This window comes from bacterium (genome assembly GCA_024742285.1).
GTDB lineage: Bacteria > Myxococcota_A > UBA9160 > UBA9160 > UBA4427 > UBA4427.
Genome location: JANSYR010000005.1, coordinates 75,964 through 100,728, shown reverse-complemented (window position 1 = coordinate 100,728; position 24,765 = coordinate 75,964). Strand labels below are relative to the sequence as shown.

Annotated in this window: 25 protein-coding genes; 18 read left to right on the top strand and 7 right to left on the bottom strand. The window is 68.6% G+C overall.

From position 1 onward, the window contains the following. Positions 1-26: 26 nt before the first annotated feature. On the bottom strand, positions 27-362 hold the full coding sequence (locus tag NXI30_11360; GenBank protein MCR9094805.1) for a Rieske 2Fe-2S domain-containing protein: 336 nt from the start codon (positions 360-362) through the stop codon (positions 27-29). After that, positions 355-1,662, bottom strand: coding sequence for an aromatic ring-hydroxylating dioxygenase subunit alpha (locus NXI30_11355; GenBank protein MCR9094804.1), 1,308 nt, complete (start codon positions 1,660-1,662; stop codon positions 355-357). The genes NXI30_11360 and NXI30_11355 overlap by 8 nt, the downstream gene beginning before the upstream one ends. Before the next feature lie 568 nt (positions 1,663-2,230). Here NXI30_11355 and NXI30_11350 point away from each other — a divergent pair. Beyond that, a complete protein-coding gene (locus NXI30_11350; GenBank protein ID MCR9094803.1) occupies positions 2,231-3,256 on the top strand; it encodes a glutamine synthetase beta-grasp domain-containing protein in 1,026 nt (341 codons plus the stop codon). A 472-nt stretch (positions 3,257-3,728) separates the two neighbouring features. On the opposite strand, the gene NXI30_11345 is transcribed toward NXI30_11350, so the two are convergent. Then, entirely contained in the window at positions 3,729-4,967 is a 1,239-nt protein-coding gene (locus tag NXI30_11345) for a beta-lactamase family protein (GenBank protein MCR9094802.1), read from the bottom strand. Between the two features lie 170 nt (positions 4,968-5,137). Here NXI30_11345 and NXI30_11340 point away from each other — a divergent pair, with 170 nt between their 5' ends. From NXI30_11340 to NXI30_11300, 9 genes are all read left to right on the top strand, one after another. Further along, positions 5,138-6,178, top strand: a complete 1,041-nt coding sequence (locus NXI30_11340) for an NAD-dependent epimerase/dehydratase family protein (protein ID MCR9094801.1) — start codon at positions 5,138-5,140, stop codon at positions 6,176-6,178. A 115-nt stretch (positions 6,179-6,293) separates the two neighbouring features. Further along, positions 6,294-6,752, top strand: a complete 459-nt coding sequence (locus NXI30_11335) for a hypothetical protein (GenBank protein ID MCR9094800.1) — start codon at positions 6,294-6,296, stop codon at positions 6,750-6,752. Further along, a complete protein-coding gene (locus tag NXI30_11330) occupies positions 6,752-6,994 on the top strand; it encodes a hypothetical protein (GenBank protein ID MCR9094799.1) in 243 nt (80 codons plus the stop codon). Before NXI30_11335 ends, NXI30_11330 begins: the two co-directional genes overlap by 1 nt. 165 nt (positions 6,995-7,159) lie before the next feature. After that, complete coding sequence (locus NXI30_11325) at positions 7,160-7,336, top strand: hypothetical protein (GenBank protein ID MCR9094798.1); 177 nt, start codon at positions 7,160-7,162, stop codon at positions 7,334-7,336. Between the two features lie 76 nt (positions 7,337-7,412). Beyond that, on the top strand, positions 7,413-8,672 hold the full coding sequence (locus NXI30_11320; GenBank protein MCR9094797.1) for a DegT/DnrJ/EryC1/StrS family aminotransferase: 1,260 nt from the start codon (positions 7,413-7,415) through the stop codon (positions 8,670-8,672). A gap of 31 nt (positions 8,673-8,703) precedes the next feature. Then, positions 8,704-9,117 carry a nuclear transport factor 2 family protein gene (locus NXI30_11315; protein ID MCR9094796.1) on the top strand — a complete coding sequence of 138 codons (414 nt, stop codon included), beginning with the start codon at positions 8,704-8,706 and terminating at the stop codon, positions 9,115-9,117. Positions 9,118-9,138: 21 nt separating this feature from the next. Beyond that, on the top strand, positions 9,139-9,519 hold the full coding sequence (locus NXI30_11310; GenBank protein ID MCR9094795.1) for a carboxymuconolactone decarboxylase family protein: 381 nt from the start codon (positions 9,139-9,141) through the stop codon (positions 9,517-9,519). A gap of 216 nt (positions 9,520-9,735) precedes the next feature. Continuing rightward, positions 9,736-10,554: a crotonase/enoyl-CoA hydratase family protein gene (locus tag NXI30_11305; protein ID MCR9094794.1), complete on the top strand. Its 819-nt coding sequence runs from the start codon at positions 9,736-9,738 to the stop codon at positions 10,552-10,554. 7 nt (positions 10,555-10,561) lie between these two features. Further along, complete coding sequence (locus tag NXI30_11300) at positions 10,562-11,710, top strand: hypothetical protein (protein ID MCR9094793.1); 1,149 nt, start codon at positions 10,562-10,564, stop codon at positions 11,708-11,710. Positions 11,711-12,105: 395 nt separating this feature from the next. Here the strand turns inward: NXI30_11300 and NXI30_11295 are convergent, their stop codons facing one another. After that, a complete protein-coding gene (locus tag NXI30_11295; protein MCR9094792.1) occupies positions 12,106-13,155 on the bottom strand; it encodes an LLM class F420-dependent oxidoreductase in 1,050 nt (349 codons plus the stop codon). A 146-nt stretch (positions 13,156-13,301) separates the two neighbouring features. Here NXI30_11295 and NXI30_11290 point away from each other — a divergent pair, with 146 nt between their 5' ends. Genes NXI30_11290 through NXI30_11270 form a run of 5 tightly spaced genes read left to right on the top strand, consistent with a single transcriptional unit; the run spans position 13,302 to position 18,712 of the window. Then, the gene (locus tag NXI30_11290) at positions 13,302-14,573 is read left to right on the top strand and encodes a glycerophosphodiester phosphodiesterase (protein MCR9094791.1); all 1,272 of its coding nucleotides are present in this window, start codon (positions 13,302-13,304) and stop codon (positions 14,571-14,573) included. Positions 14,574-14,579: 6 nt separating this feature from the next. Next, the gene (locus tag NXI30_11285; GenBank protein MCR9094790.1) at positions 14,580-15,365 is read left to right on the top strand and encodes a hypothetical protein; all 786 of its coding nucleotides are present in this window, start codon (positions 14,580-14,582) and stop codon (positions 15,363-15,365) included. A gap of 57 nt (positions 15,366-15,422) precedes the next feature. Then, complete coding sequence (locus NXI30_11280; GenBank protein ID MCR9094789.1) at positions 15,423-16,211, top strand: SDR family oxidoreductase; 789 nt, start codon at positions 15,423-15,425, stop codon at positions 16,209-16,211. A gap of 29 nt (positions 16,212-16,240) precedes the next feature. Continuing rightward, the gene (locus tag NXI30_11275; GenBank protein ID MCR9094788.1) at positions 16,241-17,422 is read left to right on the top strand and encodes a hypothetical protein; all 1,182 of its coding nucleotides are present in this window, start codon (positions 16,241-16,243) and stop codon (positions 17,420-17,422) included. Positions 17,423-17,425: 3 nt separating this feature from the next. Beyond that, positions 17,426-18,712 carry a sulfotransferase gene (locus NXI30_11270; protein MCR9094787.1) on the top strand — a complete coding sequence of 429 codons (1,287 nt, stop codon included), beginning with the start codon at positions 17,426-17,428 and terminating at the stop codon, positions 18,710-18,712. A gap of 79 nt (positions 18,713-18,791) precedes the next feature. Here the strand turns inward: NXI30_11270 and NXI30_11265 are convergent, their stop codons facing one another. Next, on the bottom strand, positions 18,792-19,976 hold the full coding sequence (locus NXI30_11265) for an amidohydrolase (protein MCR9094786.1): 1,185 nt from the start codon (positions 19,974-19,976) through the stop codon (positions 18,792-18,794). A 235-nt stretch (positions 19,977-20,211) separates the two neighbouring features. Here NXI30_11265 and NXI30_11260 point away from each other — a divergent pair, with 235 nt between their 5' ends. The 3 genes from NXI30_11260 to NXI30_11250 all read left to right on the top strand — a co-directional run bounded on the left by NXI30_11260 (position 20,212) and on the right by NXI30_11250 (position 22,834). After that, entirely contained in the window at positions 20,212-20,700 is a 489-nt protein-coding gene (locus NXI30_11260) for a nuclear transport factor 2 family protein (GenBank protein ID MCR9094785.1), read from the top strand. Positions 20,701-20,792: 92 nt separating this feature from the next. Beyond that, complete coding sequence (locus NXI30_11255; protein MCR9094784.1) at positions 20,793-21,734, top strand: IS481 family transposase; 942 nt, start codon at positions 20,793-20,795, stop codon at positions 21,732-21,734. A 62-nt stretch (positions 21,735-21,796) separates the two neighbouring features. Further along, positions 21,797-22,834 carry a TIGR03617 family F420-dependent LLM class oxidoreductase gene (locus tag NXI30_11250; protein MCR9094783.1) on the top strand — a complete coding sequence of 346 codons (1,038 nt, stop codon included), beginning with the start codon at positions 21,797-21,799 and terminating at the stop codon, positions 22,832-22,834. Positions 22,835-22,861: 27 nt separating this feature from the next. On the opposite strand, the gene NXI30_11245 is transcribed toward NXI30_11250, so the two are convergent. After that, entirely contained in the window at positions 22,862-23,938 is a 1,077-nt protein-coding gene (locus NXI30_11245) for an ecdysteroid 22-kinase family protein (protein MCR9094782.1), read from the bottom strand. Continuing rightward, on the bottom strand, positions 23,935-24,714 hold the full coding sequence (locus NXI30_11240) for an enoyl-CoA hydratase-related protein (protein MCR9094781.1): 780 nt from the start codon (positions 24,712-24,714) through the stop codon (positions 23,935-23,937). Before NXI30_11240 ends, NXI30_11245 begins: the two co-directional genes overlap by 4 nt. Between the last annotated feature and the right edge of the window lie 51 nt (positions 24,715-24,765).

The following is a 24,765-nucleotide window of genomic DNA, read 5'->3' as shown; positions in this document are numbered from 1 at the left end:
CGCCTCGCGCCCGTCGCGCGCGACGATCAAGCGGGCACCGCGACCTGGAGGGCCTCCCCCTCCCCGCGGACCGCATAACAGGTTCCAGGGCGTCGGATCGGCATCCCCTGCGGCGAGCCGTCCCGAACGTCCATCCGCCCGCCGTGCAGCGGACACTCGAGAATCGTACCCCGGATGAGCGCCCCGGCCATCGAGACCCGCACATGCGGACACTCGTCGTGCAGCACGTAGGGCGTGCCGTCGGCGTTGCAGAGCAGCAGCGCCAGATCGCCCACCGAGAACGACGCCGCCTGTCCCTCGGGTGGCAACGCGATCGGCACGTCCACCCAGTGGAGCCTCTCGGACGCGTCCGGGTCAGACACCGCCGTCCGCCGCCCGCCCACGCTCGATGTACTCGTCGAGGGTTCGGTGGTGGTGGAGGATGCGGACCTCCTGCTCGCCCAGGTGGAGGTCCTCGAACGCCCGCGAGTTCATCCCGGCCTGGATCCGCGGCAGGTTGTAGAGGTCCTCGTCGACCAGGTCCCCTCCGTCGCAGACACCCGCGAGGGTGTCTCCGTTGGCGGTCGAGAAGAACTGCTTCTCCGGTCGCGGCATGTCGACGCCCGGTGCGTTCATCAGGTTCCAGAAGTCGAAGTACATCTTGTTCGGATCCGTCGGATGCGGCCGATGCGTGAACACCCACGTGAAGAGCGCATGGGTATTGAAGGTCATGTTCGGAAAGACCGTGTAGTGGAAGTCGTCGCAGAGCTGCGCCTCGTTCAGGTCGTCGAGGTTCGCGCCGAGGGACGGCGCGATCTTCTTCTGCTGCTCGGCGAAGGCCGTACGCGCCTCGTCCGCGGAGCCCTCGAAGTCGGTGATCCCGACCCGCGAGAGGAACATCTCCTTGATCTCCGGAGTGACCGTGTTCGCGCCGGGATGCCGCAGACTCGCCTGGACCTCGGGGAAGATCATGCGCGTGTGCTTGTCGTAGCAGTCGTAGAGCGTCCGCGTGTCGTCGCTGAACGCGAGGGTCCAGGTATGCGTCGCGGCCAGGTGGTAGGCCTCGTTGAACGCGTCGACGCTCGTCTTCCAGTTGCACTCGATCTCGATCGTCGCGTCGAAGGAGAGCTTCCAGTCTTCGAAGTGGTAGGGATCGAGATGCTCGGGGATCACGCCCAGGTAGGTGTGGAGCGGCTCCGCCTGCGGGTCGAGGTTCACGAATACGAAGCCCGCCCAGGTGTCGCAGAGGACCGGGCGCAGGGAGAGCTTGTCGCTCGGAACGCCCTGCGGAAAACACTCGGGATCCTGGGCACCGAGCAGCCCGCCGTCGATCCCGTACTCCCACCCGTGGAAGAGGCAGGAGAACTTCTCGGCGTGGCCCCGTCCGGGCTCGCGCAGGCGGTTGCCGCGGTGCATGCACACGTTGTATCGGGCGCGGACGCTGCCATCGGGCTGCTTGATCACGAGGATCGATTCCGGGCCCAGCTCGAAGGTGAAGTAGTCGCCGGGCCGGTCGAGATCCGAAACGCGCCCCGCGCAGACCCAGGTCTTCGTCCACATGTGCTCCCACTCGAGCGCCGCGAACGCGTCGCTCGTGTAGCGGGATTTCGGGATCGGGGCGTACTCGATCCCGGGATCGGGAGCGCGCTCCATCGGGGTGGCGAGCGGGGTCGAGGCAGCCATCGTCGGGTCTCCAGGGCGAAGGGGAAGGCCCGTCGTTGGGAACGCCGGGCCGCGAGAACGATCCTAGGAAGGAACCGATCCGACCGTCAATCGATCCGGGCGACCGACGCGCCGTTGCCCGGTTCGAGGGCAGTCGTGCCGACTTCTGCCCACTCAGCGGGCAGCGCCTCGGCCGAGGCTCGGCCCCGGGCCGGATCACGCAGCGCTGAGACGGCGCTCAGGCGACTCTCGGCCGGATTTCGACTGCGATGAGACATTGAGTCCCCGGTCCGGCTTTGGCACAGTCGTTGCTTCTCCTGAGAACCGTGGAGCTCGATCCGAGCTGACCCGCAAGCCCCCGAGTACGTCGGCGTCGCTGCCGACCCGCGGGCGCATGTGGAGATGGCGAGGGGAGACCCGGAAGCGTGCGCGTATCGGCTCATCCGAGTCGGTCGCGGCCCTGGGGGCGTCTCCGCGAAGACCTGTGAACGCAATCGAGAGCGCTCCCAGCAACCAACCCGAATCGACGACGCCCGCCGCGGCGAGCAGAAGACGATTCACCAGACCCAACGAATGGAGGTCCCCCCGAATGGGTACCAAGGCCAAGCTCGAATACATCTGGCTTGATGGTTACAAGCCGACCCAGAGCCTGCGAAGCAAGACGAAGGTCGTCGAGGACTTCTCGGGCAACCTCGAAGACTGCCCCATGTGGTCGTTCGATGGCTCCTCGACCGAGCAGGCCGAGGGCGGATCCTCCGACTGCCTCCTCAAGCCGGTCGCCTGCTACCCGGACCCGGGTCGCAAGAACGGCTTCCTCGTCATGACCGAGGTGCTCAACCCCGACGGCACGCCGCACGAGTCGAACGGCCGAGCGACGATCGACGACGCGGATGACGACTTCTGGTTCGGCTTCGAGCAGGAGTACTGCATCTGGGACCCCGAGAACCGTGCCCCGATCGGCTTCCCGCCCGGCGGCTTCCCGAACCCCCAGGGCCAGTACTACTGCTCGGTCGGCGCGGAGAACGCGGTCGGCCGCGAGATCGTCGAAGAGCACCTCGACCTCTGCCTCGACGCCGGAATCAACGTCGAGGGCATCAACGCCGAGGTGATGTGCGGACAGTGGGAGTACCAGGTGTTCGCGAAGGGCGCCGCCAAGGCCGGCGACGAGACCTGGGTCTCGCGCTACCTGCTCGAGCGGACCGCCGAGAAGTACGGCATGGCGATCGAGTGGGAGCCGAAGCCGGTCAAGGGCGATTGGAACGGCTCCGGCATGCACGCCAACTTCTCGAACACGCTGCTCCGCACCTGCGGTGACCAGGCCGTCTACGACCAGGTCTGCAAGGCCTTCGAGCCCGTCGTCGCGGACCACATCGCGGTCTACGGCGCGGACAACGACCAGCGCCTCACCGGACAGCACGAGACGCAGTCGATCGACCAGTTCAGCTACGGCGTCTCCGATCGCGGTGCGTCCATCCGCATCCCGATCGCGACGGTCGAGAACGGCTGGAAGGGCTGGCTCGAGGATCGCCGCCCGGCGTCCAACGCCGACCCCTACAAGGTCGCCTCGATCATCGTGAAGACCGCGAAGGCGGCCTCGGCGAACATCAAGGCGTAGGGTCGACCTACGGGCCGGCCTCGCCGGCACGACGTTCGAACAGAAGGGCGTCCGGACTGCGGTCCGGGCGCCCTTTCGCTTTTCGTGGCTGGGTTGTGGCGGCCGTGCCAAAGCGCGGCGGGCACGTACACCGTGCTCAAACATGGCGGCTTGCCGGACGTCGGGGCTCGGCTGACGGCCCGTCGGCGCCTGCCAAACTGCGCGCGGCGCACGCGCCCGCCGCGCTCCCGGGACGAGGTCGCTTCCCGGATTTCGACGCGAGCGCGACCGTTCTCCAACCCGTCACGCGTCTGCTGAGAAGTTCTGACTCCCCCACCGTCCGCAGGGCTGGGGAGAGAGGGTGCCGCGCGCAGTTGTCCGCGCGCGCTGTGCAGACGACCGAGCGAGGTGCCCCTGCGCGCGGACTTGTCCGAGCACGGTGCCCTCTCTCCCCAGACCGAAGCACGGCAGCCTGAGACAGACGGATCCTGCGCTACGCCACGAGCTCGGGGCGGAGGACGGTCGCGCTCGCGCCGTCCCGTGCGATCCGCTTCGTCGCCTTGAGGACCGATGACCCGATCGCCGCGATCCGGATGTCGCCGAAGGGCGTGCCGCCCACCCTGTTGTTGATCATCGCGACCGACAGGCGCCGCGAGGGATCCGCCCAGGCCCCGGAACCGCCGAAGCCGAAGTGGCCGAAGGCGGTTCGCAGGCCGCCCTTGAAGGTGAAGGCCGTGTGGTAGCCGAGCCGCCAGTACATGCGGATGGGCAGGACGCGGTCGGCGGTCTTCACCTGGACCTGGCTCATTCGGCGCACGGCGGCGGGCGAGAACAGGCGCGTCCCGTCGAGGCTCCCCTCCTCCGCGATCGCCGCGTAGATGCGCGCGAGCGAGCGCGCCGTGAAGAGACCGTTCGCCGCGGGCACCGGCACGTCGAGGATCCGATCCCCGTCGAAGAGCGCCTCGGCGCCGTCCGGCGGAACGAGGGCGTCGAGCAGGTGCTTCACGTCGAGGCGCGACCCGACCAGACGATTCAGTCGCGTCAGCGCCGTCGCCGTCCGATCGGAGAAGATCCGATCCATGAGCCCCGAGCGCGACGCGCCCGGCCGACCCGAGAGCTGCGCGGCCCGCGCCTTCGCGTCCGGCGTCGCACCGATGTAGATCCCGTCGAGATCGAGCGGCGCTTCGAGCTCGTCGCGGATCACGTCGCCCAGCTCCCGGCCGGTGATGCGCTGGATCAGCTCGCCGGTCAGCCAGCCATAGGTCAAGGCGTGATAGGCGCTGTGGGTCGTGGGCTTCGCTTCCGCCGCCGCGAGGGCGTCGGTCATGTACTCCCAGTCGAGGATCCGATCTCCGCGATCGATCAGGGGCCGGATCCGGGAGAGGCCGGCGCGGTGGGTCATCAGGTCCCGGACGCTGATCGTGCCCTTGCCGTTCGCGCCGAACTCCGGCCAGTAGCGGGCGATCGGATCGTCGTAGTCGAGCTCGCCGCGATCGACGAGCTGATTGAGGAGAGTCGACGTGATCCCCTTCGACGTGGAGAACGACATCGACATGGTCTCTTCGCGCCAGGGCCGGCCGTGCTCGTCGCGCACGCCGCCCCACAGGTCGACGACCTTCCGCCCCTCGTAGTAGACGCAGACCGCGGCGCCCCCGCCGCTGCTGTCGATCTGACGTTCGAAGGCCTTCGCCACGGGCCAGAAGGCCGCGGCCACGGATCCGGATATCGACATGTCACCCCCCGGTGGTCCGGCGCGCGCGCGCCGGGCCTCCGACGATAGCCCCCGCAGGCGATGTAGAAAGACCCCAGCACAGCGGGGGCGCCGCGCCCCTCTCGGCGCGCTCGACACGCCGCGGTGTCGCCGGCTTCGCGGGACGATACGCTCTCGTAGGGAGAAGGAAGATGCGCATTCTCGTCACCGGCGGGACCGGCTTCATCGGTTCCCACACGGTTCGCGCCCTCCTCGCGGCGGGGCACGACGTGAAGCTCCTCGTCCGCGACGAGGAGAAGGCGCGACGGCTCTGGGCCGACACGCCACGGGTCCTCGAGGATCTCGTCGTCGGCAAGATCACGTCCGGTCCCGCGACGGTCGATGCGCTCCGCGAATGCGACGGTCTCGTCCACACCGCCGCCCCGGTCGCCCTCGCGGTCTCCCGCGCCGAGGCCCGACAGGTCGCACGCGACAATCTCCGCTCCGTTCGGCTCCTGATCGACCGCGCCCTGGAAGACGGCCTCCAGCGGATCGTCCACCTCTCGACGACGGCGCTCTTCGACACGACCGGGCTCGAGGTCGCCGACGAAGACACCCCGATCGTGAAGGGCGGCGACACCTACGCTCGCTCGAAGACCGCGCCGGAGAACCACCTGCGCGGCCTGCAGGAACAGGGCGCGCCGATCTCGATCGTGTATCCGCCGGGGGTGATCGGTCCGGACGATCCCGGGCTCTCGGAAGCGATGCACGGTCTCGCTCAGATGATGCAGGCGAGCGTGATGATCACCAGCTCGGGCTTCCAGACCGTCGACGTGCGCGACCTCGCGGCCCTCCACCTGGCGCTCATCGAACGAACGCCGCCGCAGCCGGGCCGCTTCATCGCCACCGCTCGCTTCCTCCCCTGGGAGGAGTACGCGGAGCTCCTCGACCGCGCCGCCGGCATCCGGCTTCCGCGGGCGAAGATCCCCGGTCGCGCCGTCCGCTTCTTCGGGCGCCTGGGCGACCGACTCCGCCCCTTCGTCGACATCGATCCCGTCCTGTCCCGGGAGGCCACGCGCCTCGCGACCCAATGGGTCGCGTTCGACGCCAGCCTGGCCGAGCGCGAGCTCGGGGTGAAGTTCCGGGATCCGATCGAGACCCTGATGGACACGGTCCGCTGGCTCGCCGCGGAGGGGCACATCGACGCGGACCGGGCGCTCCGTTTCACGCATCACGGCCGCGGACGGCAGTAGGCGAGCGCTCCGGTCGGCGCGCTCGGCCGCCCTGAACCCGGGTCACGCGATTCGTCGCCGGATCGGGAACCTTTCCCCCTGTGCCCGCCCCTGTGGGCCGAACCCGGAGGACCCGATGGACGCTCTCGACGCCCGGCACGAAACGAAGCGCGATGCGCTCGCCTGGATCGTACTCGCGACCGGTGTCCTCTCGATCGGAAACGCGCTCTGGATGCTGGTCGGTCCCATGCACTGGTACACCGATCTCCCGGCAGCGGTCCCCGATACCGGCCCCTTCAACCCCCACTTCGTACGCGACATCGGCTGCGCGTTCCTCGCGACGGGGATCGCACTGGTCTGGGCCGATCGGCGACCGCGCGCTCGGGTTCCCCTGGTGTCCGTCGCGGCGATCTTCCTCGCCGCGCACGCCGCACTGCATGCCTACGACACTCTCCGCGGCGCCCTCGGCCACGACCACTGGCTCCTCGACCTGCCCGGCGTCTACTTCCCGGGCGTGGCGATCCCCTGGATCGCCTGGCGATGGGCGCGCGAAGACGACGGACTCGACCGACCGAGACGAAGAGGAGACACGTGATGGCGAGGATCGAAGGCGTAGGAGACCAAGAGGCGAGCTTCATGACGAAGCGCGTCTTTGCCGCCGCAGCGAAGGAGGCCGGTGCCGTGCCGGACCCGCTACGGATCATGGCGAAGAGCAGCCCGACGATGTGGGGAGCGGGACTCCTCCAGGTCAGCCTCGACCGCGCGCGGAGCGTCCCCGACCGGCTGAAGACCCTGGCGTGCCTGAAGGCGGCGTCCATGATCGGGTGCGTGTTCTGACTGGACATCAACTCTGCCGTCGGCAGAGAACAAGGCATCACCGAAGAGCAGCTGCGCGCCCTCGTCCGCCACGCGGAGAGCGAGGCGTTCGATCCGCTCGAGAAGCTCGTCCTCGACTACACCGCGGCGCTCACCCGGACGCCGGCGACGGCCACGGACGCGCAGGTGGAAACGCTGCTCGAGCACTTCTCCGAGGAGCAGCTGGTCGAGCTGACCGGCGTGATCGCCCTCGAGAACTTCCGCGCGCGCTTCAACCGCGGCTTCGACGTCGCGGATCAGGGCTTCTCGGAGGGCGCGGTCTGCGCGCTGCCGGAGGCGCACCCCGCCCTCGAAACCGGATAGCCGCGGGCCGCTCCAGTGACCTAGAGTGATCGGGCCCGTGCGATCTCGCGCGGGTCCGATCACTCGAGGAGCCGCCATGTCCGCACCGTCCCGAATCGAGCCCCGCGTCGTCCGCTACGGCGGCGCCCTCTTCGACCAGAACGAGATCGACCGGGTGAACGCGCAGCTCTCGGATCCGATGGGCCTGGTCCCGGGCGCCAAGGTCATGGAATTCGAGGCGCGGGTCGCCGAGTACATGGGCATGCAGCACGGCGTGATGGTGAACTCGGGCTCCTCCGCGCTGATGATCGCGATGCGGCTCGCGAACCTGCCGCTCGGCAGCGAGGTGATCACGCCCGCCCTCACCTTCTCGTCCGACGTCGCCGCGATCTACCACGCCGGCTGTACGCCGGTCTTCCTCGACGTCGGTCTCTCGGACTACCAGGTCCGCGTCGACCAGATCCCCGACGTGGTGACCGACGCGACCCGGGCGATCCTGATCCCGGATCTGGTCGGCGGGATCTGCGACTGGGACCTCGTCCGAAAATACGCCGACGAGCACGACCTCTTCGTGATCCACGATTCCGCGGACACCCTCGGCGGGTCCCTCCGCGGCCGCAAGACGGCGACCCGCGCGGACATCTCGATCACGAGCTTCTCGATCTTCCACATCATCACCGCGCTCGGGAACGGCGGGATGGTCTTCTTCGACGACGACAAGTATCTCGACCGCGCGCTCCACCTCCGGGCCTGGGGGCGCTCCTCCGAGAAGTACATGTTCGGCACGCAGATGGAGAACAGCGACGGCCGGTTCCTCGAGGACCTCGACGGCGTCGAGTACGACGGGCTCTTCATCTTCGAGGAGAACGCGTACGGGTTCATTCCGAACGAATGCGGCGCCGCGTTCGGCCTGGGCCAGATGGACAAGATCGACACGCTCTGGAAGCTCCGCGAGGAGCGCTTCCAGTGGCACACCGAGTACCTGCGCCAGCACGAGGACAAGTTCGTCCTCCCGACGGTCCTCCCGGACACCGAGACGACCTGGCTCTGCTACCCGATCCAGCTCCGTCCCGAGACCGGCTGGAGCCGCCGCAAGCTCCAGCGCCAGCTCGAGGACTCCGGGATCATGAGCCGGGTCATCTTCTCGGGGAACATCACCCGCCATCCGCAGCTGAAGAACCACGAGTACCGCGTCCACCCCGACGGCCTCGGCAACTGCGATCAGATCATGGAGCACGGCATCATGCTCCCCTGTCACCCGACGATGACCCGCGAGGACTGCGAGTACCTGTACCAGGTGATCGAGGACTTCATCGAGGCCGGCGGCGAGATCACCGTCGAAGAGCGGATCGCCTGACGAAGCGGACTTCCGTAGCGAGGAACGAACGATGACCGAAGACCATCCCGCGATGATCGCCGCCCGCGGCTCCTGGAAGGCCGCCCAGGCGGGAGACAAGCTCGCCTGGCTCGACCTCATGGCCGACGACGTCGTCGTCGAGGACCCGATCGGCGTCGCCCCGACGAACCCGACCGGCAAGGGCGTGCACGGCAAGGAGGAGCTGAGTGCCTTCTTCGACGCCAACATCGGCCCGAACGACCTGACGATCGAGGCGCGCGACTCCCGAACCGCGGGGATGGAGTCGGCGCATCACCTCACGTTGACCACGAAGTTCCCGAACGGGGTGACCGCGCGGGTCTCCGGAATCTTCACGTATCGCGTGAACGAAGCCGGCAAGCTCACGAATCTACGAGGCTTCTGGGAGATGGCGGACATGGCCATCGAGCAACCCGACGCAGACTGAATCGACAGGAGAGAGATCGAGATGGCCGAGAAGACCCGCCGCGAACGCGGACTCGAGATGATCAAGAAGGTGTACGCGGGAGACGTCGTCACGCCGCCGGAGGGCAATGTCTTCACCGACATCATGCTCGAGCAGGTCTTCGCCGAGCAGTGGGCGCGGGACGTGATGTCGATCCGTGATCGCCGGATCCTGCTGCTCGGTATCATCGCCGAGAAGGGCGAGGCGATGACCTTCGGGATCCAGGTGAAGGCGGCGCTGAAGAACGGCGAGCTCAGACCGGAAGACGTCCGCGAGCTGCTCCTCATGATCGCGCAGTACTCCGGCTACCCCCGCGCCGCGGCGCTGATCGGCATCGTCGAGGAGAAGATCGCCGAGGTCGCCAAGGAGCAGGCCGAGGCCTGACCCACGGCGCAGGCCAAAGCCTGACCCACGGCGCAGGCCGAAGCCTGACCCACGGCGCAGGCCAAAGCCTGACCCACGGAGCAGGCCGCGGCCTGACCCGCCTCCGGCCGCGAGCCCGCCCGCCAGGGCCCGACCCAGGGTTCGATTCCGCCCGGGACGGCCTGCCTATAATGCGCGGGCCCCGCCCGCCCGCTCGGCCCGCCGAAAGGAACGCCCATGTCCGACCTCGTCACGATCGACATCAAGGACCACGTCGCCGACGTCCGCCTGAATCGCCCCGAGAAGATGAACGCAGTCAACCCGGCCATGTGGAAGGCGATCTACGAGGCGGGGGCTTCCCTCGAAGACAACCGCGAGGTCCGCGCCGTCGTGCTCTCGGGCAACGGCCGCGCCTTCTCCGCTGGCCTCGACATGGAGTCGATGCAGGGGATGGTCAGCCGTGACGCGGACGCGCCCGGTGCGGGCGGCAGCCTGAAGAGTGACGGAGGGGGACGTCCGGAGAATGCGTTCCAGCGTGCGGCGATCATCTGGAAGCGACTGCCGATGCCGGTGATCGGCGCGATCCACGGCGTGGCCTACGGCGCCGGGGCCCAGATCGCGCTCGGGGCGGACATCCGCTTCGTCGCCCCGGACGTGCGCTTCTCGATCCTCGAGATCAAGTGGGGACTGATTCCCGACGTGGGCATCTCGCAGACCCTGCGCGAAGTCGTGTCCCTCGACGTGGCCAAGGAGTTGACCTGGACCGGCCGGATCCTCGACGGCCCTGCCGCCAAGGAGCTCGGCCTCGCGACCCACGTCTCCGAACGCCCCCTCGACGATGCCCTCGAGCTCGCCGCCGAGATCGCCACCAAGTCGCCGGACGCGATCCGTCGCGGCAAGCGGCTGCTCGAAGAGACCTGGCGCGCGGACGACCGGACCGGCCTCGAGCTCGAAGCGCATCTCCAGGGTCAGCTCGTCGGCTCGCCCAATCAGATCGAATCGGTGAAGGCGAACTTCGAGAAGCGCACGCCGAGCTACGACCTGCCGAACGACTGAACGGCCCATGTCGCAGTCCTCCGAACAGAGCGTGGCCAGCCGGGAGGCGCTCCGCGCCTTCCTCTCGCTGATCGAGGAAGTCGACCGCGACTTCCTCTCGGAGGAGCGCCGAGTCGCCTCGGCCTCCGACGTCGCCGAGGGGGAGCACATGCTGCTCCACCTCGTGAAGGCGGCCCTCGACGTCTGGGTCGACAACGATGCGTCGCGACCTCGCTTCGCGCCACTCGCGAGTCCGGTGCTCAAGTGGGGTGGAGAAGGAGCGGACAATCCAGCCCACTGTGCGCCGCTCGATCCGAGCCGGCGCTACCGCATCCGTGGTCGCATGCAGGACGAGGTGTACCTCAGCTTCACGGTCTACACGGGCAAGGCAGAAGGCGACTGGAACGATGGCGTGATCTCCGCCCTCAACCACACGGAGTTCCCCATCGCCGAGGACGGAAGCTTCGAGATCGACCTCCTCCCGACCGAGACCCCCGGCGCGCTCCACATGCAGCCGGGCAAGCCGAACTGCGTGATCTCCCGCCACTACTGGGAGGACGAGCGCTGCGGAATGGCGGATCCCGCGAAGCGGGTCGAGCTCGAGATCGAGTGTCTCGACGAACCCGGATTCCCGCGTCCCCTCGGCCCCGAGCGACTCGCGGACAAGCTCGCCGCCGCCATGAACTTCGTCCATGGGCAGACGCTCGCACGCCCGGCGAATCCGGATCCGAGCCAGCAGCCCGAATGGTTCTCGCTCGTCCCGAACACGCTTCCGAAACCGATGAAATGGATCCCGAGCGAGGGGGGTGGCGCGGGCGCGGTCGACAACGCCTACTGCGCCGGTCTCGTGGTCCTGGGCCCGGACGACGCCCTCGTCGTCGAGGGGCGCTGGCCCGAGTGCGTCTACGCGAACGTGATGTTCTGGAATCGTTTCCAGCAGGCCCCGGACTACCGCTATCGGTCGTGCTCGCTGAACCGGAAACAGATGCAGGCCGACGATGAAGGTCGGTTCCGGTTCGTCGTCGCCCACGAGGATCCGGGCGTGCCCAACTGGATCGACACCGAAGGGCACCCGGCCGGCACGCTCTACTGGCGATTCCTCCTCCCCGAAGGCGACATCCAGCAACCCCGCTGCGAGGTGGTCCCCCTGGCGAGCCTGCGCGCCGGCGGGACTTGATCGCCGCACGGACGAAGACCTCCGCCCTCCGGCCGGACCCAGGCCATCCGACCGGAGAGAACGCGCCCGACGGGATCGGATCACCGGCCGAGGGGCCAGCGGGAAGCGGGACCAGCCGCAACCGCATGCGAGCTTCCACGAGCGCGATCCGCTCCCCGAAACCGATTCCGTCCGAGCGCGCCGAGCCCCCACATGCGGCAGCGCCGCAGGGCGTGTGGGGTCTCCGGCGAACCACGCGACACCCGGAAGGGCCGCGTGGCGTCTCCGTTCCATGGGTGATCCCGAAGGCCGCCGAGGTCCCGCAGAATCGTGGATCAGAACGCGACCGGGCGTCCCGCCCCCGAAACGTGCGGGCGGGCACGTGCCCGCGCCCCGCTCCGTCGGGGCGCGCGGCGCTAGGCCTGGTCCCGCGCGCCGACGAGATCCGCCATCAGCTCGTACGCCTCGTCCTGCTGGGTACGAACCGTGACGCCCGTGTAGGGCATGTCTTCCCAGAGGTCGCGCCAGCGCGACTTGATCCGGTCGACGTTGCCGATCAGCGCGCCTTCGTCGACGTACTCGTCGGGTACCGCTTCGATCGCCTCTTCGCGCTTGCCCGCCTGGAAGAGCTCGAGGATCCGGTCGGCGGCCTCGCCCCACCCTTCACGGTGCATCCGCTTGTGGTGGAAGTTGAGCGTCGGGTGCCCCATGCCGCCCACGTAGAGCGCGATGAAGGGCTTGTTGGCCTGGACGGCGCCCTTGATGTCGTCGGTGATCGTGACCGAGATGCCGCCCTGGATCTCGAAGTCGTCGTAGCCCTTGCCGTTGCCCGCGCGGGCGAAGCCTTCTTCGAAGCAGGCCTTGAACGTGTCGACGTTGCCCCGGCGCATGCCGAAAGCGAGCCATCCGTCGGCGATCTCCGCCGTCATCTTGACCATCGCCGGCGCGCCGGTCCCGAGCCAGATCTTCGGCTTCTGCGGGAAGTGGAGCATCGACTTGAGCGGCTTGCCCAGCCCCGACGATCCAGGGCCGTCGTAGGGCAACCGGATCTCCGGCCCGTCGTGCTCGAGGTAGCCCTCCCGCGCATAGATCTTGTTGATGATCGTCACGTAGTCGCGCAGCCGATCCTTCGGTTTGCCCCAGGGCGTGCCGTACCAGCCCTCGACGATCTGCGGTCCCGAGAGCCCGAGCCCCCCGATCACGCGACCGCCGCCGGCCATCTGATCGACCGTCGCCAGCTGCATCGCCGTCATCGTCGGCGTCCGCGCGCCCACCTGGATCACGCCCGTCCCGAGCCGGATGCGTTCGGTATGCGCGGCGATGTAGGCGAGGGGCGTGATCGCGTCGGAGCCGTAGGCCTCCGCCGTCCACACCGAGTCATAGCCGAGCGACTCGAGCCACTTGATCTTCTCGACCGGGACTTCGACGGTCCGTCCCGCGTATTCGATGGCGCAACCGAGCTTCATGAGGGGTTCCCTTGCCTGCGGCTCGAGCCGTCCGGGGACTCCGGACGCGCTAGATTCGCGAAGCCCGAGCATACGGAATCCCGACGGCTCGGGAACGCCGTCCTCCCCCTCGTCGGGTCGCCGGCAGATCGAAGGAGAATCGATTGGTGACGCGTCCTCGTGCGAGAATCACGCGGTGTCTCCGCGGTCTCGCGCTCACCGCCGCGCTCGCGGCCCTCCTCTCCGGTTGCGCCACGTCCGGGACGCGTCGCGTCGAAGCGAGCCAGGGGGCCGTCCAGCTCGGCCCCCGCCCCTTCTACCTGCTCGACCTGCTCGAGCCGGGCCCGCTCCGGGACCAGCTCGAGGCCTGTCGGAGCGGCCCCTTTCGTCCGAGCCGTTTCTCGATCGGCCACCGCGGAGCTCCGCTCCAATTCCCCGAACACACTCGCGCCTCCTATCGCGCCGCAGCGGTGCTCGGCGCCGGCAAGCTGGAATGCGACGTGACTTTCACGAAGGACCGGGTCCTCGTCTGTCGCCATTCCCAATGTGACCTCGCAACGACGACGAACCTCCTGGCGACGCCCCTCGCGGATCGCTGTCGCGTCCCCTTCGAGCCTGCGATCGGCGAAGACCCGGCCCGGGCGACCTGCTGCACCCACGACTACACCTTCGCGGAGCTCCGGACGCTCGAAGCGAAGATGGACGCCGCCGACTGGCGCGCGACCCGCCCGGAAGACTTCGCCGCGGCGACCCCGGCCATGAGAACCGATCTCTACACGACGGGCGAAGGCGTCCTCTCCCACGCGGAGAGCATCGCCCTCGCCGACGCGCTCGGACTCGACATGACGCCGGAGTTGAAGCACCCGAAGGCGGACATGCCCTTCGAGGGCGACTACACCCTCACGGATTTCGCCGATCGGCTCGTCGAGGATTACCGCGCCGCGAACGTGCCCGCATCGCGAGTTCGCATGCAGAGCTTCGACCCCGAGGTGATCCGTCACTGGATCCGGACCGCCCCCGAATTCGGAGCGCAGGCGGTCTGGCTCGTCGGAGCCACGGACGAGCACGTGGCCCTCGACGACGAGGCCCTCGCCGCGCTCCACGCCCAGGGCTTCCGGACCCTTGCGCCACCGACGGCGATGCTGCTCGCGCTGGACGAGGCGGGACGACTCGTCGCCAGCGACTTCGCGAAGCGCGCGCGCGCCGCCGGCCTCGAGCTCGTCGCCTGGACGCTCGAGCGGTCGGGGCGCATCCGCGACGGCACGATCGAAGGCCGGGAGCGCGATTTCTATCTGGGACCGGTGCTCCCCGCGCTCCGCAACGACGGCGACGTCTATCGCGTGATCCACGCGCTCCATACCGAGGTCGGCGTGAGTGCGATCTTCTCGGACTGGCCCGCCGCGGTGACCTACTACGCGAACTGCATGGGCCTCGACTGACCCGTGATGAGCGAGTCGCAGCCCTTCTTCACTCGCTATGGCTTCGGCGACCTCGACCTGGCCGCGCAATCCCTGTCCATCACGCCCTATCCGCAAGTCTGCGCCGCCGGCGCACTCCGGGCGACCGTCGTCGCTTCGGCGGTCGACATCCTCGGCGGCGTCTGCACCCGCGCGGTCGCCGGCGTCGACGCGACGTTCACCAGCGACCTCTCCCTTCGCATCGCCCGCCCCGGCGTGCCTTCGCGGATCGAGGCCCGCGGCGAACGCCTGCGCAGCGGGCGACGCCTCGTGACGACGGCCGTCACCCTCGAGGCCGAGGGGCTCCCCTGGGCCTACGGTGAGACCACCTTTTCGCGCATCGCTCGGGATCCCTCGGACGCCCCCGACCCGGCGAGCCTCGCGACGCCTACGCCTCTCCCGAGTCATCCGCTCACGCGTCCTCTGGCCGACGAGGTGGGCGTCGACACGGTCGATGCGAGCCGGGGGCGGATCCGCGTTCCCCTCGGCCCGGCGCTGCTGAACCCGGAAGGCGTGATGCAGGGCGCGCTCGTCGCCCTCGCCGTCGAGTGCGGGGCAGTCGCCTGCGCGGAGGCCGCCCTCGGTCGCCCGCAGGTCGTGAGCGAGCTCGACCTCCGCTACCTGGCTTCGGCGTCCGTCGGTCCGGTCGAGAGCGACGCCACCTGGGTCGGCACGCCAGAGGATCGGATGCTCCGGATCGTCCTTCGAGATCGGGGGCGCGAGCGCCGCATCACGACGACGGCGCTGGCTCGCGTCGCGGACGCGCCCGACTGATCCTCCCTCGCGCGAGACGTCGGCTGGCCCCCGCCGACGGGTCGCTATCGTGTCGCGATGGACGTGAACCAGGAAGTCAGGGCGAATCTCTCCGGCCAGACGGTCATCGTGACCGGCGGCACCCGCGGCATCGGGCTCGGCATCGTGCGCGTCCTCGCCCGCGCCGGGTGCCAGCTGATGGTGACCGGGCGCAAGCCCGAACGCCTCGACGCCGTCGCGAAGGAGCTCTCCGAAGCCGGAGTGCCCCACCGGACGATGCAGGCGAACGTGGGCGAGGCCACCTCGAGCGCGGCCGTCGTCGAAGCGACCCTCGACGCCTTCGGAACGATCGACGGCCTGGTCGCGAACGCCCAGTCTTTTCGCCCGGTCACGAACCTCGAGGACGTGACCGAATCCGACTTCGACCTCGTCCTGGAGACGGGGCCGAAGGGGACGCTCTTCCTGATGCAGGCGGTTCTCCCCACCATGCGCGAGGCCGGCCGCGGTCGGATCGTGACCTTCGGCTCGTCGATGGGGAACACCGGCGTCCCCGGCTACGGCCCCTACTCCGCCGCCAAGGAAGCCGTCCGCTCGTTGACCCGGACCGCCGCCCGGGAATGGGGCGGCTTCGGGATCACCGTGAACTGCGTCTGCCCCGCGAGCGTTGCCCACCGCATGCCGGTCATGGAAGAGAACAGCGAACGAGCAAAGGCCTTCGCCGAGATGTATGCGGACCACCCGCTCGGCCGGGACGGCGACCCCGAGGACGACATCGCGCCCGTGGTCGCCTTCCTCCTGTCCGACGCGAGCCAGTACATGACCGGCCAGACCTTCATGGTCGACGGCGGCGGGATCATGCGCGCCTAGCCGGCGCTCGTACGCCCCCTGGAGTCTCCGTGCCCGATCCCGACCCCTCCCGATCCCCGGAAGTCGAAGCCTGGAAGCGCTTCTGCCAGCGCATCGAGGCGCTCGGCGAGCGGATCCTCGAGGACGACTTCCCGAACGATCCCCGCGACCGGACCGAGGGGATCGCCCATCTCGCCGACCAGGTCTCCTGCTGGCTCGGCTGGGCGATCCCGCACGGTGATCCCGACACGCCCTTCTTCCACCGCAGCAACGATCTCGTCACCCAGTGGGGCGGCCCGAACCAGGACAACGCATACCACCACGCGCGGATCGACCCGGCCCGGCGCTACCGGATCGCCGGTCGCATGAACAGCTGCGAGCACTTCGTGATCACCTTCCGCGTGGGCTTCATGCACATGAAGGAGTGGGGCACGAAGGCGTCGATCACCTCGGTCGAGCGAGGCATCGAGTCGGGCGACGACTTCGAGATCCTCGTCGGCGGCGACGGCTCCGACCCCGACTTCTTCCCGATCCCGGAAGGCGTGACGACCCTCTCGCTCCGCGAGTACTACGTCGACTGGCAGGAGCGCGAGCCCGCCACGTTCACGATCGAGTGCCTCGACGACGTCCCGGCGCCCATGCCGTGCGCCGAGACCCTCGCCCATCAGCTGGACCACGCCCTCGAGCAGGTCGAGTCGAGCGTCTTCGGCTGGAACGATTACCTGAAGGACCACCGCGCCAAGGCCACGGACAACGTCTTCGCGCCCCAGCAGACGGTCGCGAAGGGCCTCTCCGACGCCCGCTACGCGTTCCTCTTCTGGGATCTCGCCCCCGGCGAAGCCCTCGTGATCGAGACCGACGAGCCCCGCGCGCGCTACTGGGGGCTCCAGCTCGCCACGATGGGCTGGTTCGAGCAGGTCGACCCGATCCATCGCATCACCTCGATCAACCAACACCAGGCGATCCCGAGCAGCGACGGACGGATCCGCTTCGTCCTCGCCCACGCAGATCCGGGCGTCCCGAACTGGCTCGACACCGCGGGCCACCGGGACGGGCTCCTGACCTTCCGATGGTTCTGGCCCGAGAGCGACCCGACGCCTTCGAGTCGCGTCGTGCGGCTCGCGGACGTGCGCGAGAGCCTGCCGCCCGACACGCCGACGGTCGACGCCGCCGCGCGACGCGAGGACGTGCGCGCGCGCAAACGCCACCTCGCCTGGCGCTTCCGGACCTGAGCCGTGCCCTGGACACCGCCCGAACGACCGGACTGGGTCCGCGCGGCGAACGCAGGCGAAATCGCGCCGATCGCCGAGGAGGCGGCGCTCCCGCTCACGCGCGAGCGTCTCGTCGGCGAGGCCGCGGCCGGCCAGGGACGGGTCTTCGCGACCGGCGCCGCCTCGGACGAAGCCTTCGGCCACCCGGACTTTCCGAGCGGTCCGGCCTTCGACCGGCTCGACCGTTTCCTCGAGGCGCTGGCGAACGAGGCCCGACTGAACGTGCTCGGGCGTTGGATGACGCGGCGCTTCCTGCTGCGCGTGCTCGAAGTCCGGCTCCAGCTGATGGACACCCTGCGCGCCGATCCCGGGGTCCAGGAGGAACGCATCCGGGCGCCCCTCTTCGTCGCAGGGGCGCCACGAACCGGCACGACGATCCTCTTCGCCCTGCTCGCCGCCGATCCGCGCCACCGCGTCCCCGAGGCCTGGGAGCTGCTTCGCCCGGTCCCGCCTCCGTCTCCGGATCCCGAACGCTTCGCCCGCGATCCCCGGATCGCCCTCGCCGACCGTGAGCTCGTCCGCCCACAGACCGTCGTGTCCGGCCTCCTCCAGGCCCACGAGTACGGGGGGCGAAAGCCGAAGGAATGCCTGTCGGCCCAGACCTTCGCGTTCCAGTCCGAGGAGCTGACCGCCCGCTTCCACGTCCCCACGTTCGAACGCTTCCTCGAGGCCGAGGACATGCGCGACGCCTATCGGATGCACCGACTCGTCCTCCAGGTCCTCCAACGCGGGCACGGCCCGACCGACTGGGTGCTCAAGTCGCCGGTCCATCTCCACGCGCTCCCGACGCTCTTCGAGACCTATCCCGATGCCCGGGTCGCCGTCACCCATCGCGATCCGCTCACTCTCCTCGCTTCCCTCACGAGCCTGATCGCCAACCTCCGCTGGGCCCACAGCGACCACGTCGATCCCGGCTCGATCGCGGCGAGCCACCTTCGGCGGTACGAGAAGACGTTCGAACGCCTCGTCGACTGGACGGCGCAGGGCACGCTGCCGGCGGACCGGGTCCACCACAGCCATTTCCGCGATTTCCTGCACGCTCCGATCGAGACCGCACGCGGCCTCTACGCCGTCTTCGACCGGCGCTTCACGGAGGGGACGGCGACGGCGCTCCAGTCGGCCCTCGACGCGAATCCGCGAGAGAAGCATGGCGCGCACGCGTACGCACACGACGACCTGGGCGCTCCGCCCGCGACCCTGCGCCCGCGCTTCGCGCGCTACCAGCAGGCGTTCCAGGTCCCGAACGACTGATCCGTCGCCTGCGGGCGCTCGGCGAGCTGTCCGTCGCCTGCGGGCGCTCGGCGAGCTGTCCTTCGCCTGCGGGCGACGTTCAGGCCGGGCGCGTGATCGGGTCGCCCATGCGCGCGTAGACGTCGAGCATCGTACCGCCGAAGAAGCGCTCTCGCGTGCGCTCGTCGAGGGGCGCGAGCTGCTCGCGGTAGTAGCCCATGGGATCGCTGAAGCCCTCGAAGTGGGGGAAGTCCGACGAGAAGACGAGCATCTCGTCGGGCAGGTCCGCCATCGTCTGGCGCACCGGCTGGTCCCGGCTCCAGGAGAGCGGCGTCCCCTTCACGTTCCGCGCGAGGTACTCGCTCGGCTTGAGGGGCAGGTCGTACTTGCCGAGGAAGAGATCGCTCGACGCTTCGATCCGGCCGTCGATGTCGCGGTAGATGTAGGGCAGCCAGCCCGTCCCGAGCTCCGCGAGGAGCACCGTCAGCTTCGGGTGTCGCTCGAAGACCCCGTTGAAGATGAACGCGTTCACGAGCATCTGGGCGCCGACGTGCCCGAAGCTCGAAGAGAAGTAGCGGAGCTTCGTCGTGTCGGTGCCCAGGTTCGCCCAGCCGGGATCGAAGTCCATCCGCTCGAGGCCGACGTGGAGCATCGGCGTCATCCCGAGATCCGTGGCCGCGGACCAGAGCCGGTCCCAGTGGGGGTGACACGGCGGATAGCCGCCGACCGGGTAGCCGGGAATCAGGAAGATCCGACTGCCACGCTCACGCATCTTCGTCAGCTCTGCGATCGCCCAGTCGAGGTCGTGGTAGACGAGTCCCGTCACGGGGAGCAGACGCCCCCCCGCCTGCTCGCAGGTCGTCGCGAGCCAGTCGTTGCAGGTGGCGGTGATCTCCTGGAGGAGCGGCAGATCCTGGTCCCCGATCGCGAGTTCGAAGCCGTAGCCCGCGAGACAGATCACGTTCTGGACGTCGATGCCCTGCTCGTCCATCCACTTCACGCGGGCCGCCGCGTCCGCGACCTCCCGCTGGTTCTTGCCCTCGAACTCCGCACGACGTTCGGCCTCGCCCGCCTTCTCCTCGCCGAAGAGGATCGCGAGCCCCGGCGGCACGAGCTCGTCCATCGGCGGCCGCTCCGACTCGGGCACCATCCGAAGCAGGTCGCCCGCGATCCCTTCGACGGCGGTGATCGCGGGATGGAATTTCGGGAGCTTCGCCCGGAGCGCCGGATAGGGCTCGAGCCAATCGTTGCCGGGCTCGAAGTGCGAATCGATGTCGAAGATCATGAACGGCCTCCTGGCGTCGCGGATCAGACGATCGCCGCCCCACGACTCTCGACGATCCGCCAGGCCGCGTCAAACCGGCAACGTCGAGGTCGCGAAGGATCGCCTTCACCGACGCGCAGCGGTCCTAGCCGGTCCGACGCGAGGCGCCAGTCGCCGCCCGCGGTCGCCGTCGACACATTCGGTACGATCGGCCTCCCGAGACGCTCCTGTCTCGCGAGATCCTGAGGATGCAGGCATGCCTCGCTACACGCCGGAAGAAGAGCGCAACATGGGGGTCGTCGCCCGACTCTTCGATACGACCAATCCCGAGGACAAGTCCCTGCTCTTCACCGAGGACGCGGTCTGGTGGAACGGGCTGCCTTTCGTGGGCGAAGGCGGCGAGACGGAGCACAAGGGGCGCGCCGCCATTCACGGCATCCTGACCGGTGCCACCTCCGGCCCTTCGGAGAAGAAGACGAACCGGGGCGTGGACGCCTACGACGTCTCGACGATCCGGAACGAGGACGAGGTGGTGCTCGCCGACGGGGACTACGTCGTGCGGCAACACACGATGCGCGCAAAGACCCACGGCGGACGGGACTACACGAACGTCTACTGCTTCGTCTTCCGCTTCGACGACGAAGGGCGCATCAAGTACCTGACCGAACACTGGAACACCTGGCACGCCTACAACGTGCTCTTCAACCACTTCCCGATGGAGCCCGCGCACCCGGAAGGGCGCTAGGTGAGGGACCCAAGCGGGTTGTTGACACCTGAGAAATCCACTGCGGAAATGGGGTTCACCACAACTCCAACTCCGACAGAAGGAGATCTCAGGTGCAGTTGCATCCTAACGCGAAGCTGACCCCGAAGTCCCGTCGTCTGCTCGTCCGACGTGTTCTCGAGCTGAACTGGCCCGTGGCCAAGGCGGCTCGCGCCGGAGGCGTGAGCCGCCAGACCGCCTACAAGTGGCTGAACCGCTTCAAGGAACACGGAAACGAGGGACTCCAAGACCGCCCGTCTACGGCGAAGCGACAGCCCTCGAAGACACCCGCCAAGCTCGTCCAGAGGATGGTCAAGCTCCGTCGTCGCGGCCGAGCGGCCTGGGAGATCGCTCAGGAGCTCGGTGTCCCCGTGTCGACCGTCTCCAAGCGCTTGAAGGCGGAAGGCGTCGGGAAGATCTGGCGGCTTCAGGAGGCGCTCGATCCGCCGAAGCGCTACGAGCACGACGTGCCGGGCGGGCTTCTGCACATCGATGCGAAGCGCTACGCGAAGATCCAGGGCGTAGGCCACGCCATCCACGGAAACCGAAAGCGGAAGAACCGAGGCATCGGCTACGAAGTCGTCTTCGTCTGCGTCGACGACCACACGCGCCTGGCCTATGCGGAGATCCATCCATCGGAGAACGCGAGGTACGCGACGCTGTTCTTCCAGCGAGCGATCAGGTGGTTCCAAAGTCTCGGGATCGAGCCTCGGCGCGTTCTGAGCGACAACGCCAAGTGCTACAGCTCGAACGCCTTCACGGCGCTCTGCCAGAGCGTGGGCATCCGACAGAGCTTCACACGGCCCTATACGCCGCGTACGAATGGGAAGGCCGAGCGCTTCATCCAGACGATGAAGCGCCGGTGGGCCTACCGCTACGTGTTCCGCAGCTCAGCGATGCGAGCCGAGAGCTTGCGACCCTGGGTCAAGCACTACAATCACCAGCGACCCCATCGCTCGCTCGGCAAGAAGACGCCCATGCAGCGACTCAGGGAATACCGTCAACGAGCCGCGTAGGTCCCACAGCTAGGCGACCCGAATCGGCGCGACCCACCCGCGTCGCAGGAGAATCCGACCCGATGGAACTCGACATCATCGCCCACCCGGGCAAGATCCAGGACAGCTACGCCCACGCCCGACACGTCGAGGAAGCGGGCTTCGGGGCGATCTGGTGGACCGACGGCGGTCGCTCCGCCTATCTCGCCGCCACCGCCTCGGCCCTCTCGACCGAGTCCCTCATCATCGGCACGGGCATCGCCGTCGCCTTTCCGCGCAGCCCCATGGTGACCGCCGGGATCGCCTGGGAGCTCGCGGCGTCGACCGGCGGACGTTTCATCCTCGGCCTCGGCTCCCAGGTCAAGGCACACATCGAGCGCCGCTACAGCACCGAGTTCTCGCCCCCCGGACCGCGCCTCAAGGAGTACGTCGAAAGCGTCAAGGCGATCTTCCGCGCCTTCAACAAGGAAGAGAAGCTCTCCTACGAGGGCGAGTACTACAACCTCTCGCTCCTGCCCGACATGTGGAGCCCGGGCCCGATCGAGGTCCCCGCCCCGCCGATCTACGTCTCCGCCGTCCGCCCCTACATGAGCCGGCTCGTGGGCGAGGTCGCCGACGGGATCCACGTCCACCCCTTCCACTCGCCGTCGTTCGTGAAGGAGGCCCAGCGGACCGCGATCGAGGAAGGCTGCGCGCGGAGCGGACGCTCTCTCGACGAGATCACGTTCTCGATCCCGGTGATGACCGCCGTCGGCGACACGGACGAAGAGCTCGAGAAGACCCGCAACCACGCGCGCATGATGTGCGCGTTCTACGGCTCGACGCCGGGCTACGAGTCGATCATGGAGCACCACGGCTACGAGGGCATGGGACAGGAGCTGAGCGCCCTCCAGAGGAAGGGCGACATTGCAGGCATGCAGGCCCTGATGTCCGACGACGTGCTCTCGCACTACGTGGTCGAGGCGAGCTGGAACGATCTCGGGCCGAAGCTGGTCGAGACCTACCGCGACGTCGCACCGAACGTGCGGATCACGTCCTACACGGCGGCGGACCATTTCGACGACCCGGCGATGCGCGAGAAGTGGTCGCACGTGACGAAGGCAATGCGCGACGCGGGCTGATCCCGGCCACCCGCGCGGTGCAGAAGCTCAGATCCCGGCGAACTCCCGGAGCGCCGCGCGGCTCTCGAGATCCTCGAGGGCCGCGCTGGCCCGTTCGAGGAACGCCGCGGCGAACTGCCTGCGTCGTGGCGTGACGTCCTCCGGGAACGTCACGATCTGACAGGAGGCCACGGCGAGATAGCTCGCCTGCAGGCGGTGGGTCTTCCAGGCTTCGTCGAAGCCGATCTCCTGTCCACCGAGGGCCTTCCTCGCGCCCAGGTAGTGCCGGATCAGATCGCCTTCGCGGGCCCGGCGATCCTCGACCGACAGGCACATGTTGAGGAAGTAGCTGACGTCCCGGAGCGGGTTCGCGAGCGTGATGATCCCCCAGTCGAGGAAGCCGACCGTGTCACCGTCGAAGAAGACGTTGCCGATGTGGGTATCGCCGTGGATCACGGTTCGAGGCCCCGCCGCCCAGACGGCATGAAGCGCGTCCTGCTTCGCGATGTAGACCTCGGACATCTCTGCGAAGGCGTCGGTCAGCTTGTCGCGGTGATGATCGAGGCCCTCCTGGAGCCGGACGGCCCCGTAGTCGCTGGGCGGATCCGGCGGCGTGACCCAGCCCGCCTCCTTCTCGCGAACGGCCGGATCCTCGAAGCGGACGTGCATCGCCGCCAGGTCTTCGAGGGCCCGGGCGGCCTGGTCCGGCGTCGGGCTCTCGGGACCGCTCGACACGGTGCACCCGCTCGCGTTCAAGTCTTCGAGGAGGATCACGAAGGCGCCGCCCTCGTCCTCCTCGTAGCGGACGACGTGGGCCTCGGGCACGCGAAGCGAGAGCTTCGGCGCGAGGGTGTCGTAGAACTTCGCTTCGCGGAGCCCCATGCGGGTCTGGGCGATCGCGACCCGCCGCATCGGGTCGTTCGGCAGCAGCTTCCCGAAGAGCGAGGTCGGGCCGGGCTTCGAATCCGGCGCGTAGCGGACACCCAGCCAGGCGTGCGAGTTCGTGACCTCCGCGCTGTCGGCGAGGTCGACCGACGCCACGCGGACGCCCGGGTGACGCGGCTGGAGCGCATCGGTCAGCCACGCCGCATCGATCTCGCCACTGTGCGCGGGCACGTGGCTCATCGTTTGTTCCCGCTCTTCACCTGCTCGAGGATCGCGTCGCCGCCGAGGGACTGGAGATGCGGCCCCGCCTGGAGATCACCGAGGGTTCGGATGACCGAGCGCCCCCCGCGCGCCTCGATCGCCGTGTGGACCGCGCGCTTGTTGACCGCGAGAACCGCCGACGGGGTCGCCGCCATATGGCTCGCGATCTCGAGCACCTTCGCCTCGAGCTCCTCGGCCGGGAATGCCTGGTTGATGATTCCAGCCTGCGCCGCCTCGGTCCCCAGGAAGACGCGCCCGGCGACCTGCAGCTCCATCGCGACCCGCGGCGGGAGATGGGTCGGGAACCAGTCGAAGTCCGGCAACGCGAAGCGCGTGACCGGATGCGAGAACTTCGCATCCTCGGCTCCGTACGCGAGATCGCAGGCCCCGACGAGCTCGAGTCCCCCGGCCATCGCATAGCCGTGGACCTGTGCGATCACCGGCTTGTAGAGATCCCAGAGCGAGGTCCAGCCGGCGGTCACGTGACGCGCCCACTTCATGCCGACCTCGGAGGTCCAGTAGGGCTGGTCGCTCCCGAGGTCGCTGCCCAGGTCGTAGCCCGACGAGAAGCACTTCCCGGCCCCGCGGATGATCGAGACCTTGATCGCGGCGTCCTCGTCCGCGGCGCGCAACCCGTCGAGCAGCTCACGCCGCAGCCGATTGTCCATCGCGTTGCGCTTCTCGGGTCGGTTCAGCGTGAAGCGACGCACCCCCTCGGTGGGGTCGTCGATGGTGACGTGGGCGGACTCAGACATGGAGACTCCTGGGCGACGAGCGGACGCTACGACGCCGAACGAAGGTGGGCC